16 protein-coding genes are annotated in these 18,076 nt (G+C 61.5%); 15 read left to right on the forward strand and 1 reads right to left on the reverse strand.

Annotated elements, in window-relative coordinates; all coding sequences use genetic code 11:
• Positions 1-48: 48 nt before the first annotated feature.
• The 15 genes from PBR20603_RS09600 to PBR20603_RS24570 all read left to right on the forward strand — a co-directional run bounded on the left by PBR20603_RS09600 (position 49) and on the right by PBR20603_RS24570 (position 15,644).
• Positions 49-1,119 carry a helix-turn-helix domain-containing protein gene (locus PBR20603_RS09600; protein ID WP_174977857.1) on the forward strand — a complete coding sequence of 357 codons (1,071 nt, stop codon included), beginning with the start codon at positions 49-51 and terminating at the stop codon, positions 1,117-1,119.
• Between the two features lie 18 nt (positions 1,120-1,137).
• Entirely contained in the window at positions 1,138-2,418 is a 1,281-nt protein-coding gene (gene ispG / locus PBR20603_RS09605; protein ID WP_150559288.1) for a flavodoxin-dependent (E)-4-hydroxy-3-methylbut-2-enyl-diphosphate synthase, read from the forward strand.
• 23 nt (positions 2,419-2,441) lie between these two features.
• Complete coding sequence (hisS, locus tag PBR20603_RS09610) at positions 2,442-3,818, forward strand: histidine--tRNA ligase (protein WP_150559289.1); 1,377 nt, start codon at positions 2,442-2,444, stop codon at positions 3,816-3,818.
• Positions 3,819-3,850: 32 nt separating this feature from the next.
• Positions 3,851-4,480: a YfgM family protein gene (locus PBR20603_RS09615; RefSeq protein WP_150559290.1), complete on the forward strand. Its 630-nt coding sequence runs from the start codon at positions 3,851-3,853 to the stop codon at positions 4,478-4,480.
• A 104-nt stretch (positions 4,481-4,584) separates the two neighbouring features.
• Positions 4,585-5,763: an outer membrane protein assembly factor BamB gene (gene bamB / locus PBR20603_RS09620; RefSeq protein ID WP_174977858.1), complete on the forward strand. Its 1,179-nt coding sequence runs from the start codon at positions 4,585-4,587 to the stop codon at positions 5,761-5,763.
• Between the two features lie 78 nt (positions 5,764-5,841).
• A complete protein-coding gene (der, locus tag PBR20603_RS09625; protein ID WP_150559292.1) occupies positions 5,842-7,179 on the forward strand; it encodes a ribosome biogenesis GTPase Der in 1,338 nt (445 codons plus the stop codon).
• A gap of 126 nt (positions 7,180-7,305) precedes the next feature.
• Positions 7,306-7,542 (forward strand): RNA chaperone Hfq, encoded by a 237-nt coding sequence (hfq, locus tag PBR20603_RS09630; RefSeq protein WP_010807283.1) that lies wholly within the window; start codon positions 7,306-7,308, stop codon positions 7,540-7,542.
• Positions 7,543-7,647: 105 nt separating this feature from the next.
• A complete protein-coding gene (gene hflX / locus PBR20603_RS09635) occupies positions 7,648-8,811 on the forward strand; it encodes a GTPase HflX (protein WP_281355994.1) in 1,164 nt (387 codons plus the stop codon).
• Between the two features lie 222 nt (positions 8,812-9,033).
• Positions 9,034-10,389, forward strand: a complete 1,356-nt coding sequence (gene hflK / locus PBR20603_RS09640; protein ID WP_150559294.1) for an FtsH protease activity modulator HflK — start codon at positions 9,034-9,036, stop codon at positions 10,387-10,389.
• A gap of 12 nt (positions 10,390-10,401) precedes the next feature.
• The gene (gene hflC / locus PBR20603_RS09645; RefSeq protein WP_150559295.1) at positions 10,402-11,301 is read left to right on the forward strand and encodes a protease modulator HflC; all 900 of its coding nucleotides are present in this window, start codon (positions 10,402-10,404) and stop codon (positions 11,299-11,301) included.
• A gap of 72 nt (positions 11,302-11,373) precedes the next feature.
• Entirely contained in the window at positions 11,374-11,565 is a 192-nt protein-coding gene (locus PBR20603_RS09650; protein ID WP_150559296.1) for a DUF2065 domain-containing protein, read from the forward strand.
• Positions 11,566-11,603: 38 nt separating this feature from the next.
• Positions 11,604-12,764: an ATP phosphoribosyltransferase regulatory subunit gene (locus PBR20603_RS09655; protein ID WP_150559297.1), complete on the forward strand. Its 1,161-nt coding sequence runs from the start codon at positions 11,604-11,606 to the stop codon at positions 12,762-12,764.
• 74 nt (positions 12,765-12,838) lie between these two features.
• Positions 12,839-14,179, forward strand: a complete 1,341-nt coding sequence (locus PBR20603_RS09660) for an adenylosuccinate synthase (RefSeq protein WP_150559298.1) — start codon at positions 12,839-12,841, stop codon at positions 14,177-14,179.
• Positions 14,180-14,206: 27 nt separating this feature from the next.
• The gene (locus PBR20603_RS09665; protein ID WP_042115557.1) at positions 14,207-14,743 is read left to right on the forward strand and encodes a phosphoribosyltransferase; all 537 of its coding nucleotides are present in this window, start codon (positions 14,207-14,209) and stop codon (positions 14,741-14,743) included.
• 322 nt (positions 14,744-15,065) lie between these two features.
• Positions 15,066-15,644, forward strand: a complete 579-nt coding sequence (locus PBR20603_RS24570; protein WP_425495799.1) for a DUF4189 domain-containing protein — start codon at positions 15,066-15,068, stop codon at positions 15,642-15,644.
• Positions 15,645-15,741: 97 nt separating this feature from the next.
• On the opposite strand, the gene PBR20603_RS09675 is transcribed toward PBR20603_RS24570, so the two are convergent.
• Positions 15,742-17,820 (reverse strand): M3 family metallopeptidase, encoded by a 2,079-nt coding sequence (locus PBR20603_RS09675; protein ID WP_150559300.1) that lies wholly within the window; start codon positions 17,818-17,820, stop codon positions 15,742-15,744.
• Positions 17,821-18,076 lie beyond the last annotated feature (256 nt).

Below are 18,076 nucleotides of genomic sequence, written 5' to 3' on the forward strand. Positions count from 1 at the left end.
CATATCCTCAGCCGCTGCGGGCGGCTGCTTACGAACGGGGGCGTATCGATGGATAACCAGAATCAGGCGGATGCAGGCGGGCAAGCCGGGGCTGAGAGCCAAGGATTGCCGCAGGGAGCGGCCGCCGGATGGGCTGAGCTGGGGGCGCAGGTGGGTGCGCAACTGGCGGCATTGCGCGAGAAGCGCGGCATGTCGATCGAAGACGTGTCGGCGCGCCTGAAAGTCTCGGTGCAAAAGCTCAAGCGTCTTGAATCCGGTGAGTGGAATGCCTTGCCGGAAATTCCGTTCATTCAGGGTGTCGTGCGCAGTTACGCGCGCATGCTCGGCGCCGATCCGGAGCCGATGATCGAGCCGCTGCGCCGTTTTGGCCGCGCGGCGCCCATCGACATTCCGCAGCCCCAGACCGGGCAGCCGAGTATCCCGAAGAGCCCGGTGCGTTTTCGTTCCCCGGTGGCGGCGTCGCAGGCCAAGTGGCCCTGGGCATTGGCTGCGCTCGTCGTGATCGCTGGCGCCGCCTGGTACTTTGGCAACGCGCACAAGCCGGGTCGTGGTTCGACCGAGCCGGCAGAACTGGCCAGTGCTGTGCCGGCACAGGGCGCGATGGACGCTGCCGAGCCGGCGAGCCAGCCGGTGGTCGCCGATGCCAACGGCACGCCGCCGGGCGCCGATGGCACGAATAGCGTCAACAACGGCAATGCCGAAGGCACGGCCGCTATCGCGTCGGCCAGTGCCGCCACCGCGGGTCCGGGTCTGATTGCGGCCGCCGATCCGACACATGTGGTTGCCGGGCTGGCAGGCGCCAGCGCCGCAGCTGCGCCGGCGGCGTCGACGTCGGTGTCCCCGGCAGATGGCAAGGCGTCCAGCGTGGGTGTGCCGGGTAATGGCAAGATTGCATTGCGCCTGAAGGCGGATAGCTGGGTCGAAGTGCGTTCGAAGGACGGCAAGGTGCTGTTCTCCCAGTTGATGCGCGCAGGTGCCGAACAGGAAATTACGGGCGATGCGCCGCTCAAGGTCGTTGTGGGTAACGTCGCGGGCGTCGATTCGCTGGAATTCAACGGTCAACCGGTCGAGATCAAGTCCCGCAATGCGGGCAACGTGGCGCGTCTGACGCTCCAGTAAGACCGAAAGAGGGTAATCATGGCTTCTGTAGAATGCATGCCGATCATCGGCGGTCCGGCACCCCGCCGTCAGTCGCGCAAGGTCGCGATCCGCTGGGGTGGCCAACTGGTGACGGTCGGTGGCGACTCGCCGATTCGCGTGCAATCGATGACCAACACCGACACGGCAGACGTGATCGGCACGGCCATTCAGGTCAAGGAACTGGCGCAAGCGGGCTCCGAACTGGTGCGTATCACCGTGAATACGCCGGAAGCCGCCGCCGCTGTGCCGGCGATTCGCGAGCAGCTCGACCGCATGGGCGTGACGGTGCCGCTCGTTGGCGACTTTCACTACAACGGCCACAAGCTGCTTGCCGACTATCCGGATTGCGCCGAAACGTTGTCGAAGTACCGTATCAATCCGGGTAACGTCGGGCAGGGCGCCAAGCGTGATACGCAGTTCGCACAAATGATCGAAATGGCGATCAAGTACGACAAGCCTGTGCGTATTGGCGTGAACTGGGGCAGTCTGGATCAATCGCTGCTCGCGCGCATCATGGATGAAAACGCGGCGCGCGCTACGCCCTGGGACGCGCAGAGCGTGATGTACGAAGCCCTCATCACGTCGGCGCTGGAGTCGGCCGAACTGGCGCAGCGCGTGGGTTTGTCGGCCGACAAGATTCTGCTCTCCTGCAAGGTGAGCGCGGTGCAGGACCTGATCGCCGTGTATCGCGAACTGGCCAAGCGTTGCGACTATGCGCTGCATCTGGGGCTGACCGAAGCCGGGATGGGCTCGAAGGGTATCGTGGCGTCGACGGCTGCGCTGTCGGTGCTGCTGCAGGAAGGTATTGGTGACACGATCCGTATTTCGCTGACGCCGGAGCCGGGCGGTGCGCGTACCGGTGAGGTTGTGGTGGCGCAGGAAATCCTGCAGACGATGGGCCTGCGCGCGTTTGCGCCGATGGTCATCGCCTGCCCGGGTTGCGGCCGCACGACGAGCACCGTGTTCCAGGAACTGGCCTCGAATATTCAGACGTATCTGCGTGAACAAATGCCGATATGGAAGGCTCAATATCCTGGCGTCGAGAACATGAACGTCGCGGTGATGGGTTGCATCGTGAACGGTCCGGGAGAATCGAAGCACGCGAACATCGGCATCAGCTTGCCGGGTTCGGGCGAATCGCCGGCAGCGCCGGTCTTCGTCGATGGTGAAAAGGTGCGTACGCTGCGCGGCGATCATATCGCCGAAGACTTCCAGCAGATCGTCGACGAGTACGTGAAGACCCGCTACGGTCAGGCCGAAGGGGCGGTCGCCGCATAAGCAGGCAGGACACAAAAGAGAATATGACTGACGTAAAGAAGAAGCGCCCCGCCAAACTGGCAGGGGTCAAAGGGATGAACGACATTCTTCCGCAGGACGAAGCCCTGTGGGAGTTCTTCGAGGAATCGGTGCGCGCCATGTTGCGTGCATATGGCTATCAACAGATCCGCACGCCGATCCTCGAGCACACGCAGTTGTTCACGCGCGGTATTGGCGAAGTGACCGATATCGTCGAGAAGGAGATGTACAGCTTCACCGATTCGCTCAACGGCGAGCAACTGACGATGCGCCCCGAGGGCACCGCAGCAGCCGTTCGTGCGACGCTCGAGCACAATCTGCTGTACAGCGGCCCGAAGCGCCTGTGGTACTTCGGGCCGATGTTCCGTCACGAAAAGCCGCAACGCGGCCGCTATCGCCAGTTCCACCAGGTGGGTGTCGAAGCGCTCGGTCTGGCCGGCCCGGATGCGGACGTCGAGATCATTTTGATGTGCCAGCGCCTGTGGGATGATCTCGGGTTGACGGGCATTCATCTGCAACTGAACTCGCTGGGGCAGGGGGAGGAGCGCGCACGTCATCGTGCCGATCTGATCGCCTATCTCGAGAAGCATGTCGATTTGCTCGACGAAGATGGCAAGCGCCGTCTCTATACGAATCCGCTGCGCGTGCTCGATACGAAGAACCCGGCGATGCAGGAGATGGTCGAAGGGGCACCGAAGCTCATCGACTACCTCGGTGAGGCGTCGATCAAGCATTTCGAAGGTGTGCAGTCGCTGCTCAAGGCGAACAACATTCCGTTCACGATCAATCCGCGTCTGGTACGCGGGCTCGATTACTACAATCTGACCGTGTTCGAGTGGGTGACCGACAAGCTGGGCGCACAAGGCACGGTGGCGGGGGGCGGTCGTTACGATCCGCTCGTCGAGCAACTGGGCGGCGATGCCACGCCGGCGTGCGGCTGGGCGATGGGCGTTGAGCGCATTCTCGAGTTGCTGCGTGAAGACGATCTCGTGCCGCAAGCCGAAGGTGCCGACGTCTACGTGGTGCATCAGGGCGAGGCGGCGGTGGCGCCTGCACTGATTGCGGCCGAACGTATGCGGGATGCCGGGTTGAACGTGGTGTTCCATTGCAGCCCGGATGGCAAGGGCAGCAGCTTCAAGTCGCAAATGAAGCGTGCGGATGCGAGCGGTGCAAACTTCGCGGTGATTATCGGTGAGAACGAAGTGGCTTCGGGCACTGCCGTGGTCAAGCATCTGCGTGCGGCCGATCAGGCCAACAATCAGACGAGCGTGGCGTTCGAGGGCCTCGCAGAGCACCTGATCGACGCCATCGTCGCCAGCGCCGACGAAAGCGTGAGCGAAAGCCTGGCCGATGGCGGCGCGGGTAACGAAACCCTTCATTAATTCAAGACGCCAGACACGGAGAGCACCGGCGAATGAGCAGCTATCACGAGGAACAGGAACAGATCGAGAACGTAAAGGCCTGGTGGAAGCAGTATGGCAATTACGTTATCTGGACGCTGGTCGTCATCATGCTGGCCTATGGTGGCTGGAACCTTTGGCGCTACTACGAGCGTAAGCAGACGGTCGAGGCTGGCGTGCTGTATGGCGAGCTGGAAAATGCCATCGACGCCAAGGACAAGGCGAAGGTTGCGCGTATCGCGTCGGACATGGAAAGCAAGTTCAGCGGCACGCCTTACGCGCAGATGACGGCGCTGCTCGCGGCAAAGTCGCTCGCGGATGCGGGCGATGCGGCGGGTTCGAAGGCGCAACTGCAGTGGGCGGTGTCGAACGCGAAGGACGACGAGTACAAGCAACTTGCCAAGCTGCGTCTGGCGGGTGTGCTGCTTGACGAAAAGGCTTACGACGAAGCGCTCAAGTTGCTCGACAATCCGCCTGCACCGTATGCGGGCCTGTTTGCCGATCGCCGGGGTGATGTGCTGATCGCGCAAAGCAAGGTCGCCGATGCGCGCGCCGCGTACAAGCTCGCACTCGACAAGCTCGATAAGCAGGATTCGGGCATGCGCCAGTTCGTCCAGTTCAAGCTCGACGCGCTGGGGGCCTGACGCGCGTCGGCATTCCGTTGGCAAGTATTACCCTCCCATAACGCATAACCGGGTACATGATGATCCTTAACGACTTCCGTCGATCGATGCCGCAAACGATGGCCATGTCACAGTCCGTGCCGGCCGTCTCGACGCGCCGTGGCATTTTCAAGCGCGCGGGAAGCGCCGTGCTGACCCTGGCGGTGCTGGGTACGCTGGGTGGTTGCGGAATCTTCGGCAGCAAGCCGGCGCATGAACCGACGCCGCTCACCGAGATCAAGCAGGCGTTGACCGTCAAGCAGATTTGGACGGCAAGCGTTGGCAAGGCCGGCGCTTACAGCTTCGCACCGGTCGCGGTGGGCAACGCCGTGTTCGCCGCTGGCGCCAACGGCGGCATCGTGCGCGTGGATGCGGATACGGGAGCATCGACCTGGTCGGCCAAGGCGGATACGAACATTACCGCTGGCCCGGGCAGCGATGGAGAGACGACCGTCGTCGCTACGCACAAGGGCGACGTGATCGCGTTCGATCACGACGGCAAGGCGTCCTGGAAGGCCAACGCCGGCAGCGAAGTCCTCACGGCGCCGCTGGTCGGGCGCGGTATCGTTGTCGTGCGTGCGATCAACAATCGCGTGACGGCATTTGATTCGGGCACGGGGTCGGTGCGTTGGTCGTACTCGCAGCCGTCGTCGACGCTCACGCTGCGGACCGGCACGGGCATGACGTTCGTTGGCGACCGTGCGGTCGTGACGGGCTTCCCGGGTGGCAAGATGGTGGCGCTTGATGCGAATACCGGCAACCCGCTGTGGATCACGCCGCTGTCGTACCCGAAGGGAGTGACGGAAGTGGAGCGTGTCAACGACGTGACGGGTTCGCCGGTCGTGTTCGGCCGGCAGGTGTGTGGTGCGACGTTCCAGGGCCGTGTGGGCTGCGCCGATGTGCAGACCGGCAATGGCCTGTGGGCTCGCGATTTCTCGTCGCCTAACGGCGTGACGCAGGACGAGCGCGTGGTGGCTGCGGTCAACACCGACGGCGCTGTCTACGCCTTCAGCGCTGCCGATGGCAGTACACTGTGGCAGAACGACAAGCTCAAGTATCGCGACCTGTCGGCGCCGTTGGCGCTCGGCCGCGTGGTGGTCGTGGGCGACAAGCAGGGCTATCTGCATTTCCTGTCGCGTGACAACGGTGAGCTTCTGGCTCGCGTCAAGCTGAGCGGTGCGATTAGTGCGCAACCGATCCTTGCCGGTCAGACGCTGGTTGTGCAAACGCGCGACGGCAACATCTACGGCTTCCGTCCGGAATAACCGGTTACCGGCAGCACCCGGGCATTTTCCGGGAACGGCCGGCAGCGCGCCGGCCGTCTTTGTTTTTAGGGCTTATTCATGAAACCCGTGATCGCGCTCGTAGGGCGCCCCAACGTCGGCAAATCGACGCTATTCAACCGTTTGACCCGCTCGCGCGACGCGCTCGTCGCCGACATGCCAGGGCTCACGCGCGACCGTCACTATGGCGAGGGGCGCGTTGGCGAGCATCCGTACCTGCTGATCGACACCGGTGGCTTCGAACCTGTGGCCAAGGAGGGTATCTTCCACGAAATGGCCAAGCAGACGCGCCAGGCCGTGGTCGAGGCCGACGTGGTGATCTATATCGTGGACGGGCGTCAGGGTCTCACGCCGCATGATCAGATCATTGCCGACTACCTGCGCAAGACCGGGCGCAAGATCATGCTCGTGGTCAACAAGGCCGAGGGCATGAAATATTCGGCGGTTGCCAACGAATTCTACGAACTCGGTCTGGGCGACCCGCTTGCGATCTCGGCCGCGCATGGCGACGGTGTCAAGGAAGTCATCGACGAAGCCATCGCGCCGTTTTACGCGAATCAGGACGAGAGCGAAGAGGACAAGCAGAACGATGGGCGAGTCAAGATCGCCATCGTCGGGCGCCCGAACGTGGGCAAATCGACGCTGGTCAATACGCTCCTCGGTGAAGAGCGTGTGATTGCATTCGACATGCCGGGGACCACACGTGATTCGATCCACATCGAGTTCGAGCGTCAGGGGCGCAAATACACGCTGATCGATACGGCCGGTCTGCGCCGTCGCGGCAAGGTATTCGAGGCAGTCGAGAAGTTCTCGGTTGTGAAAACACTGCAATCGATCGCCGATGCGAACGTCGTGATCCTCATGCTGGACGCCCGTCAGGACATTTCCGATCAGGATGCGCATATTGCCGGCTTCATCGTCGAATCGGGGCGTGCGCTGGTCGTTGGCGTGAACAAGTGGGACGGGTTGGACGAGTACACCCGCGAGCAGACCAAGCAGGAGCTGGAGCGAAAGCTCAAGTTCCTCTCCTTTGCCAACTTTCACTTCGTTTCGGCCGCGAAGGCCACGGGCATTGGCCCGCTGATGCGTTCGGTGGACGAGGCCTATGCGGCGGCGATGAGCAAACTGCCCACGCCGAAGCTCACGAAAGCGCTCATCGAGGCGGTGGAGCATCAGCAGCCACGTCGTTCCGGGTTCTCGCGCCCGAAGCTGCGCTACGCACACCAAGGGGGCTCGAACCCGCCGATCATCGTCATTCACGGGAATAGTCTTGATGGTGTGACCGATACCTATCGGCGTTACCTTGAGAACCGTTTCCGCGAAACTTTTAAGTTGAAGGGCACTCCATTACGCATAGAGTTCCGGAACAGCGCGAACCCTTACGCCAAGGGCGAGTGAAAGCCAGTCCAGGGCGGGGTTTTGCTGGCGACGCTAGCAAAATCAGCTATAGTGTGGAAGTCAGGGCGGGAAGCGCGCACACGCCTTGGCTTACGGTCATTTGCTAAAAATACAATGGAGTAACTTATGAGCAACAAAGGGCAACTTCTACAAGACCCGTTTCTGAACGCCTTGCGTAAGGAGCATGTTCCCGTCTCGATCTATCTGGTCAACGGTATCAAGCTGCAGGGAAACATCGAGTCGTTCGACCAGTATGTCGTCCTGCTGCGCAACACGGTCACCCAAATGGTGTACAAGCACGCCATTTCGACGGTCGTGCCTGCGCGTCCGGTGAATTTCCATCCGGAAGCCGAGCAGTCCTGATTCAGGCTCGCCCGACCGGGAGTCTCTCCGGCCGGGCGAATTTCTCTTCCCCATCGCCCGCTCTTGTCCAACAGCCCCAATACCCATCCCCAGCGTAGCTTGACGATCAACGCCGCGCTCGTCGGCATCGATTTCGGCAAACTCGATTTCGAAGCCAGTCTCCAGGAACTCGACCTTCTGACGCAATCCGCAGGCGCTACGCCTGTCGTGACCATTACCGGTCGCCGTCATAGCCCTGATGCAAAGCTCTTCATCGGCAGCGGTAAGGCCGAAGAACTGCGTGTCGCGATCGAAGAGTACGACGTCGAACTGGTGATTTTCAATCACGCCCTGACACCCGGTCAGCAGCGTAACCTCGAACACCTGCTGCAGCGTCGCGTGGTCGATCGCACCAGCCTGATCCTCGATATCTTTGCCCAACGTGCCAAGAGTCATGAGGGCAAGCTGCAGGTCGAACTTGCGCAGTTGCAGTACCTGTCCACACGCCTGGTGCGCGCCTGGACCCACTTGGAACGTCAGAAGGGCGGTATCGGTCTGCGCGGCCCGGGTGAGACGCAGTTGGAAACCGACCGTCGTCTGCTCGGCGATCGCGTGAAGTCGCTCACCGGCCGTCTCGAGAAGCTCAAGCGGCAGCACGACACGCAACGTCGCGCGCGTGCGCGCAGCGGCACCATGTCGATCTCGCTGGTTGGCTATACGAACGCGGGTAAATCCACGCTGTTCAACGCGATGACGAAGGCCAACGCCTACGCTGCGGATCAGTTGTTTGCCACGCTCGATACTACGTCCCGTCGTGTTTATCTTGGCGATGTCGGGAACATCGTGCTGTCTGATACTGTCGGATTCATCCGCGAGCTGCCGCACCAGTTGGTTGCGGCATTCCGGGCGACGCTTGAGGAGACGGTACACGCTGACATGCTGCTGCATGTGGTGGATGCCTCGAGTCAGGTGCGTCAGGAGCAGATGGCCGAGGTCAATGCCGTTTTGGCGGAGATCGATGCGGCCAACATCCCGCAGATTCTCGTGTGGAACAAGATCGACGCGGTGCCGGAACTGGCCGCACAAGGGCCGAGAATCGAACGGGATGAAGCCGGGCGCATTACGCGCGTCTTTCTGAGCGCGCGCACCGGCCAGGGCCTCGACCTGCTGCGTGAGGCCATTAGTGAGGCGGTTGTGGCCGGCACTGCTGGGTTACAATCGCAGATCGAAGCGCCCGATGTCCGGCTCATCGACCGTTGGGGCGATGTGCCGCGCGCAGAAGACAGATAACACGAGACGTCGCACTGTGAAGGGCGGGTTGCCACGGGGAATACCGGCAGCGCAGCTCAACGCGGGTGACGAACTGGCAAGAGACTAGACGGAGGCCGGGCAAGGTCGCCGATCGGCACACCAGAGATTCGGGAACTACGCGCGAACCGGCAGCATGCGCGCTCCGAAGTGAGGCGCGCCGGTCGCAACGCCAAGACCGCTTCAGTCACCACGCTTCTACCTATGCTTCCAAGAGCTTTGATGCGACGAGTTGGCTTGATTTTCTCCCTGAACGACCCGCGCTGGGGGCGGGACGGCGGCGGCGATACGCCGTCCGGTAATCAGGAGCCGAACCGCCCCGATCGCGCGAACAATCCGAATTCGCAAGATCCGAAGGAGCCGCAGCGCGGACCGCAAGGCCCGCAGCAGGATGGCCCGCCCGATCTCGACGAACTGTGGCGCGATTTCAATCGGCGTCTTAACCGTATCTTCGGCCGCAAGGGCGGCGGGGGCGGCAATAATGGCGGCTCGGGTAATTTCGCCGGCGGCTCGCGTGGATCGAGCATCGGTGTCGGCGTTGTCATCGCGCTCGCGTTCCTGATCTGGCTCGCCACGGGCGTCTTCATCGTTCAGGAAGGCCAGGTCGGTGTCGTCACGCAATTCGGCAAATATAAGTACACGACAACCTCGGGCATTCAATGGCGCCTGCCGTACCCGTTCCAGTCGGTCGAGATCGTCAACATGTCGCAGATCCGTTCGGTCGAAATCGGCCGCTCGAATACGATTCGCGATACGGATCTGAAAGACTCGTCGATGCTCACGGGCGATGAAAACATCATCGATGTGCGCTTTGCCGTGCAATACCGCATCAAAGATGCGACCGAGTTCCTGTTCAATAACGTGGACGCCGAATCATCGGTGAATCTGGCCGCACAAACGGCGGTTCGCGAGATCGTCGGCAAGAGCAAGATGGACTTCGTGCTCTACGCCGGTCGCGAAGAGATCGCCAACGAACTCGTCACCTCGATTCAGCGAATTCTCGACGATTACAAGACCGGCATTCTGGTCACGAGCGTAACGATGCAAAGCGTTCAGCCGCCCGAGCAGGTGCAGGCCGCTTTCGACGACGCCGTGAAGGCCGGTCAGGATCTGGAGCGCGCGAAGAATGAAGCGCAGGCCTACGCCAATAACGTGATTCCGCGTGCCAAGGGTACGGCATCGCGTCTGACGGAAGAGGCGGCCGGCTACAAGGCGCGTGTCGTGTCGCAAGCGCAGGGCGATGCCGATCGCTTCAAGGCGGTGCAGGAAGCCTATGCCAAGGCGCCGGGTGTCATTCGCGAGCGGATGTATCTGGACACGATGCAGCAGATCTACTCGCGTACCACGAAGATCATGGTGGATTCGAAGAACAACAGTCTGTTGTACCTGCCGTTGGACAAGATCATGGAGCGCTCGCGTGGCGACGCGTCACCTCCGGCGCCGGCCTCCGGCGCGGCTACGGGGGCGGCAGCGGGTGCGCCTGCGGCCGATGACAGCGGTGATGTCGACCATGATCGATCGCGTGCGGCATTGCGCAACCGCGACCGCGATTCACGCTAAGGGGATAAGCGCATGAACCGTATTGGAACCGTAATTGTTGCGCTGATCGTTCTGTTGATCGTGCTTGCCTCGACCATGTTCGTGGTGGATCAGCGCCGTTTTGCCGTGGTGTTCTCGCTGGGCGAGATCCGCGATGTCTATAGCCAACCGGGCTTGAAATTCAAGTTGCCGCCGCCGCTCCAGACTGTGCTGTATCTGGACAAGCGCATCATGACCATCGATAACCCGGAGCCCGAGCGCTTCATCACGGCCGAGAAGAAGAACCTGATCGTCGACTCGTATGTGAAGTGGCGCATCGTCGACCCGCGCAAGTTCTACGTGAGCTTCAAGGGCGACAGCCGTCTGGCTCAGGATCGTCTGACGCAGCAGATTCGCTCGGCACTGCAGGAAGCGTTTACCAAGCGCACGGTGACTGAAGTGGTGTCGTCGCAGCGCGAACAGGTGATGCAGTGGGTCAAGCAGAAGGTCGGCGAAGATGCTGCGCAAGTGGGTATCGAAATTGTCGATGTGCGGATGCGTCGCGTCGATCTGGCGGCCGGCATCAGCGATTCCGTCTATAGCCGGATGGCTGCCGAGCGCAAGCGCGTGGCGAACGAACTGCGTTCGACCGGTGCCGCCGAGGCCGAGCAGATTCGTGCCGATGCCGACCGTCAGCGTGACGTGGTCGTGGCGGAAGCCTACGCCAAGGCCCAGCAGGTCAAGGGTGAGGGTGATGCGACTGCCGCAGGCATTTATGCGCAGGCGTTTGGCCGTGATCCGCAGTTCGCTCAGTTCTATCAGAGCCTCGAAGCGTACAAGGCGACGTTCCGTGACAAGGCGGACGTGATCATTGCCGACCCGAACAGCGATTTCTTCCGATTTATGCGCGGTTCCGGTGGTGCTGGCGCGTCGGGCGGAAAAGCGGGAAAATAATGCCTTTGACATCCGAGTAGCTGCCACCGCCCGCGTCAAACGCGGGCGGTGGCGTTTTGGCCGAGCCCCCCTGTGACCAGCAGCACGATAATTCTCGCTTTGGCCCTCATGCTGATCGTCGAGGGATTGTTTCCGTTTGTCGCCCCGGACCGGTGGCGGCAAAGTTTTCGTAAAATAACGGAAATGCCGTCCGGCCAGATTCGCTTCTTCGGTTTGGCCGCCGTCTCGCTGGGGCTGATCCTGATGCTGCTGGCCGACCACTAAAAGGCGCTTCCCCGCGCCGCCTGAATACCGAAATACCCATGCCGAACTGGCTACTTCCCGAAAATATCGCCGACGTGCTGCCGTCCGAGGCGCGCAAGATCGAAGATCTGCGCCGACTCATGCTCGATCGTTTCCGCACCTATGGGTACGAATTGGTGATGCCGCCGCTGCTCGAGTACGTCGAGTCGTTGCTGACCGGCACCGGCCACGACCTCGATTTGCGCACGTTCAAGCTCGTCGACCAGCTCTCGGGCCGCACGATGGGCCTGCGCGCCGACATCACCCCGCAGATCGCCCGTATCGACGCCCATTTGCTCAACCGCAAGGGCGTGACGCGTCTGTGCTATGCGGGCAGCGTGCTGTTCACGCGCCCGCGCAACCTGCTGGCCACGCGCGAGCCGTTCCAGATCGGTGCTGAAATCTTCGGACACAGCGGGCTGGAAGCCGATCTCGAGATTCAGGAATTACTGCTTTATTGCCTGCAACTTGCCGGTCTGAAGCAGATTCGTATCGATTTGTGCCACGCAGGGGTTCTGGAAGCGCTGATCGAGCGCGTGCCGGCCGCTGAGGCTATCGAGAGCCAATTGTTCGGGGCCCTGGCCACCAAGGATGTGCCGCAACTCGAGGCGTTGACTCGCGATCTGCCGGCGCACCTGCGCGACGCGCTGCTGGCGTTGACCACGTTGTATGGTGAGCCGTCCGAGACGCTCGCCCGTGCCCGAAAGGTATTGCCGGATCTGCCCGGTGTGAAGGCTGCGCTCGACGATTTGGCCTATCTGGCGGCCTCGCAAAGCAAGGATGGCCCGGCGGTGTTGTCCATCGATCTGGCCGATCTGCGTGGCTATCAGTACCACAGCGGCGTGATGTTCGCGGCGTATGTCGACGGCATTCCCAATGCGATTGCCCGTGGTGGCCGCTACGACAAAGTGGGGCAGGCGTTCGGTCGTGACCGTCCGGCAACGGGTTTTTCGCTCGATTTGCGTGAGTTGGCCGCAATTTCGCCGGTGGAAGCCCGTAGTAACGCGATTTTGGCGCCTGCGGACGACGTGCCGGGACTGCGTGCCAAGATCGACAGCCTGCGCGATGCGGGCGAGGTCGTCATCCGCATGCTGCCGGGCCACGATCAGGATTTCGAGGAGTTCACGGGAGATCGTGTACTTGTCGAGAAAGCGGGCCAGTGGGTTGTGACACCCCGGTGAACTTCGCTGAAAAAAGCGGCACTAGCGTCCGTCAACACGGGTAGAATACGTTTTTAACCAAACCAACTATTGTTATGTCCGGCAATGCTTTGAATCAGGGACGCAACGTCGTCGTTATCGGAACCCAGTGGGGCGACGAAGGCAAGGGTAAGGTCGTCGACTGGCTGACCGATCATGCGCAAGGCGTGGTGCGATTCCAAGGGGGCCACAATGCCGGACATACACTCATCATCGGTGGCAAAAAGACGATTCTGCGCCTGATCCCGTCGGGCATCATGCACAAGGACGTCACCTGCTACATCGGCAACGGTGTCGTGCTCTCGCCCGAAGCGCTGTTCAAGGAAATTGAAGAGCTGGAAAGCGCTGGTCTGAACGTCTGCGGCCGTCTGCGTATTTCCGAAGCCTGCACGCTCATTCTCCCGTACCACATTGCCATCGATCAGGCGCGCGAAGTTCGACGCGGTGCCGGCAAGATAGGCACGACCGGTCGCGGCATTGGCCCGGCGTACGAAGACAAGGTCGCCCGCCGTGCCCTGCGTGTGCAAGATTTGTTCGATCCGGAGACGTTCGCTGAGCGTCTGCGCGAAAACCTCGACTATCACAACTTCGTCCTGACGCAGTATCTGGGCGCGAAGGCTGTCGACTACGAGGAAACGCTGAACACGATGCTGAGCTACGCGGCGCGTCTGAAGCCGATGATTGCCGACGTGTCGCAGATGCTCTACGCCGCCAACCGTGAAGGTCAGAAGCTGCTGTTCGAAGGTGCCCAGGGCACATTGCTCGACATCGATCACGGCACATATCCGTTCGTGACGAGCAGCAACTGCGTTGCAGGCGCCGCTTCGGCCGGTGCTGGCGTCGGTCCGCAGCAACTGCACTACGTGCTGGGCATCACCAAGGCATATTGCACGCGCGTTGGTGCAGGTCCGTTCCCGAGCGAGCTGTATGATGCAGATAACCCTGCACGTCAGGAAGCCATCGGCCTGCGACTGGCGACGGTCGGCAAGGAATTCGGTTCGGTGACGGGGCGTCCGCGCCGCACGGGCTGGATGGATGCTGCGGCACTCAAGCGTTCGATCCAGATCAACGGTGTGACGGGTCTGTGCATGACGAAGCTGGACGTGCTTGACGGTCTCGAGACGGTGCGTTTGTGCGTGGGCTACAAGATCGGCGGCGAGACGATCGACATTCTGCCGCGTGGCGCCGTGGACGTGGCGCGTTGCGAGCCGGTGTACGAAGACTTCCCCGGCTGGACGCAGAGCACGGTTGGTGTGACATCGTGGGATCAACTGCCGGTTCAGGCTCAGAACTACCTGAAGCGTATTGAAGAGGTGAGCGGTATCCCGATCGATATGGTGTCGACTGGCCCGGACCGTGACGAAACCATTCTGTTGCGTCATCCCTTCAAGAACTGAAATACCGTAGGACTGGCAAGGCACACCATGAATCTGCCCCAAAACGACGATAAGAACCTCTGGGTCTCGTGGGAAGAGTACCACCGACTGATCGAGCGCCTGGCGCTCAAGGTCTACGAGTCCAACTGGAAGTTCGACAAGATCCTGTGTCTGGCCCGTGGTGGCTTGCGTGTGGGCGATCAGCTCGCACGCATCTACGACGTGCCGCTCGCGATTCTGGCGACCAGTTCGTATCGTGAAGCCGAAGGCACCATTCGTGGCGATCTCGACATCGCCCAGTACATCACCATCACGCGCGGCGAGCTAGAAGGCCGCGTGCTGCTGGTCGACGATCTCGTCGATTCGGGCGTGACGCTCGAGCGCGTTGGCAAGCACCTCAAGGAGCGGTTCCCGAAGGTGACGGACGTGCGCTCCGCGGTGCTGTGGCACAAGGCGTGTTCGAAGGTGGCGCCGGACTACGCGGTCGATTTTCTGGCGACGAATCCTTGGATTCACCAGCCGTTCGAAGAGTACGACACGCTGCGCCCGCACAATTTGTCTGCGTGGATCAAGCGCGGCACCTGAGGGGTCCTGGTAAGACGCGGACGCGTTGAGAGGCGTTGTCCGGTAGGGAATCCCTGGCAAACAGGCGGTGACATCGGAAGATGCACTGCCTGTTTTGTTTTGTGCGCATGTCCCCGGCTTCCCGTTACCGCCTTGGCGTGTAATGGCTCGGCGAGGCCATTTGGCGGGCAAAATCCCCTCTGCTCGAGGCTTCGTTGATTCGGATGACGTGATTTCATTCAATATCGGTCACGACCTTTGTGGATGCCTCGTCCGTAGTTCCGTCACGATGAATGGGTTTCGCCTATCCCCCGCGATTTTCTCCGTGTGGCTCGCTGGCCTGATGGCGCTGGCCAGCACGTCGAGTCTTGCCGCGTCGGCCGTGGCGGGGGTGCGCACCGCGAACGGGCTTCGATACGTGTATGTGACTAACCAGACATCGATGGCCAAGGCCAAGCTTGCCGCGTTGGATCGATGCAGAACCCAACTCGCGTCAGGCAGCCGGGGAGGGCGGTGTGAGGTGCTGATGTCCGGAAACGGTCCGGCTTATTGGGCGGTCGTGCGTGCAAGCAATGGCGAAGTTGGGGTGGCGCTCGGCGACACGCAGACATCTGCCGTTCAGGACGCATTTGTGGTTTGCCAGCGCGGTGGAGAATGCTCTGCCGACAGCCCACACATCTGGTTCGATAATGGTCAGCGTCCGGGGAAGCGCTTGCCGCCACCTCAGGCGGCCCAACCTGTGCCAGTGCAGTGCAAGATACCGACTGGACAGGTCGTACGCATGCAGACCCGATGTATCAACGGTGAGTGCGTTCGGACCTATGAGAACGGCTGTACGGTCCGCTTCCAAGCCGCACGCTGTTTGGATCGAGAGACGAACAGCTACGTGTGGCGACCGAACGGTTGCGACGACGAGGGCTGATCGCCCATTGAATGCCAGCTAGCTCTGCTAATCCTGGCATCAACGAAATCGGGCGCCCGTAGGCGCCCGATATTCATCTCGCTGACCTTGTGCAGGATCAGCTTGCCGACATGCCACTGTGACGCAGCAATGCGTCAACTTGCGGTGCGCGACCGCGGAACGCGATAAACGACTCCATTGCCTCGCGGCTGCCGCCCACCGCGAGAATTTCATCGCGATAGCGGGCACCCGTAGTCGTGTCGAGAACCGAACCGCTCACCTTCGCGGCTTCTTCAAACGCCGCATAGGCGTCGGCGGACAGCACTTCGGCCCACTTGTAGCTGTAGTAGCCCGCCGCGTAACCCCCCGCAAAGATGTGGCTGAAGGTATTCGGCCAACGCGAGAACTCTGCCTGAGGCGTGACGTGCAGGCGATCGTTGATGCGTTTCGAAAGTGTCAGCACCGATTCGTCGCCACGTGGATCGAAGTCGTAGTGCAGATGCATGTCGAAGTCGGAGAAGACCAACTGACGCAGCATCATCAGGCCACTCTGGAAGTTGCGCGCGGCGACCATCTTGTCGTACAGGGTGCGTGGCAACGGGGCGCCCGTCTCGACGTGTGCCGTCATATGTTCCAGTACGTCCCATTCCCAGCAAAAGTTCTCCATGAACTGGGACGGCAACTCGACGGCATCCCACTCGACGCCATTGATGCCCGCTACCCCGGCATCTTCCACTTGCGTGAGCATGTGGTGCAGGCCGTGACCGAATTCATGGAACAGCGTAATGACGTCGTCGTGCGGCAGCAGGGCCGGCTTGTCACCCACGGGGGCCGGGAAGTTGCACACGAGGTAGGCCACCGGGGTTTGCAACTCGCCATTGTGCAGACGCTTGCGCGTACGGGCGCTGTCCATCCACGCACCGCCGCGCTTGCCCTCACGGGCGAACAGATCCATGTAGAACTGCGCGACCAGTTCGCCGTCGCGCTCGATACGGAAGAAGCGCACGTCCGGATGCCACGTTTCGGCGTCTTGCGGACGAATCGTCACACCGAATAGCGTGCCCGCGACGCGGAACAGACCGTCGAGCACCTTGGGTAGCGGGAAATACTGCCGGACTTCCGTTTCCGAGAAGGCATAGCGTTGTTGACGCAGCTTCTCCGACGCGTAGGCAGTGTCCCAGGGTTGCAGCTTGTCGATGCCCAGTGATGCCGCGGCGAACGCTTGCAGTTCTTCCCAGTCCTTTTCGGCATACGGACGCGCGCGCCGAGCAAGGTCTTCGAGAAACTCGAGGACTTGCGCGGGCGATTCGGCCATCTTGGGCTCGAGCGACACCTCGGCATAGTTCTTAAAGCCGAGCATGTGAGCTTCTTCGCGACGCAGGGCGAGTTGTTCGACAATGATTCCGGTGTTGTCCCAGTCGGCTTCACCGTTGCCAAATTGCGGGCCAAGCTCCGACGCGCGCGTGACGTTGGCGCGATAGAGCTTCTCGCGAAGCGCACGGTTGTCGGCGTATTGCAGTACCGGGAAGTACGACGGGAAATGCAGCGTGAACTTCCACCCTTCAAGCCCATCGCGTTGCGCGGCGGCGCGTGCAGCGGCCTTGTCGTCGTCGGGCACCCCGGCAAGTTCCTGCTCATCGGTCACGACAAGTGAAAACTTGTTGGTAGCGTCGAGCACGTGATCCGAGAAATTCTTGGCCAGGTGCGCCTGCGCTTCCTGAATTTCGGCAAACCGCGGTTTCTGATCTTCGGGGAGTTCGGCACCCCCCAGGCGGAAGCCGCGCATTTCGTTGTCGAGGATCTTCTTGCGTGCTGGCGACAGGCCAGCGAATTCCGGGCCCGCAGCAATGGCCTTGTACTTTTCGAATAGCGCCAGATTCTGGCCGACGCTCGCCGAAAATTCGGTGACGCGCGGCAGGTTTTCGCTGTATGCCGCGCGCAGTTCCGGTGTGTCGGCGACGGCGTTCAGGTGTCCGACGATTTCCCAGGCTCGGCCCAAGCCTTCGGTGCCGTCTTCCACGGCGTCGAGAATGCTGGCCCACGTCGCGGGCGTAGCCGGGTCTGCCGCCCGGTCGACCGCCACACGCGCCTGCTCCAGCAATACGTCAACGGCGGGCGTCACGTGTTCGGGGCGGATCTCGGCGAAACGGGGGAGGCCGTCGATATCGAGCAGAGGATTGGTTTGCGGCGTATTCATGCGTTCGTTGTCCACTTGAGGGCTTACGAAGAGTGTGGGGGCATCCCGTCGAATTTTCCAGTCGTTTTTTTCAACCGGCACGATTGGGATTACGGATGGGGAACGTATCGAAAGGCGATATCGGGCCTGCGTTCGCCGGAATTTGTGGGGGAGTGAGAGGGGAGGCAGCAGCGGCCTTGTCACGCGGTATGGGCGGGCTTTTCGGGACATTCCGACTGCGGCGTCAGGGCTTTCGCCCAGTCCCCTGAGGCGAGGC

The organism is Pandoraea bronchicola, from assembly GCF_902459805.1.
GTDB classification, from domain to species: domain Bacteria; phylum Pseudomonadota; class Gammaproteobacteria; order Burkholderiales; family Burkholderiaceae; genus Pandoraea; species Pandoraea bronchicola.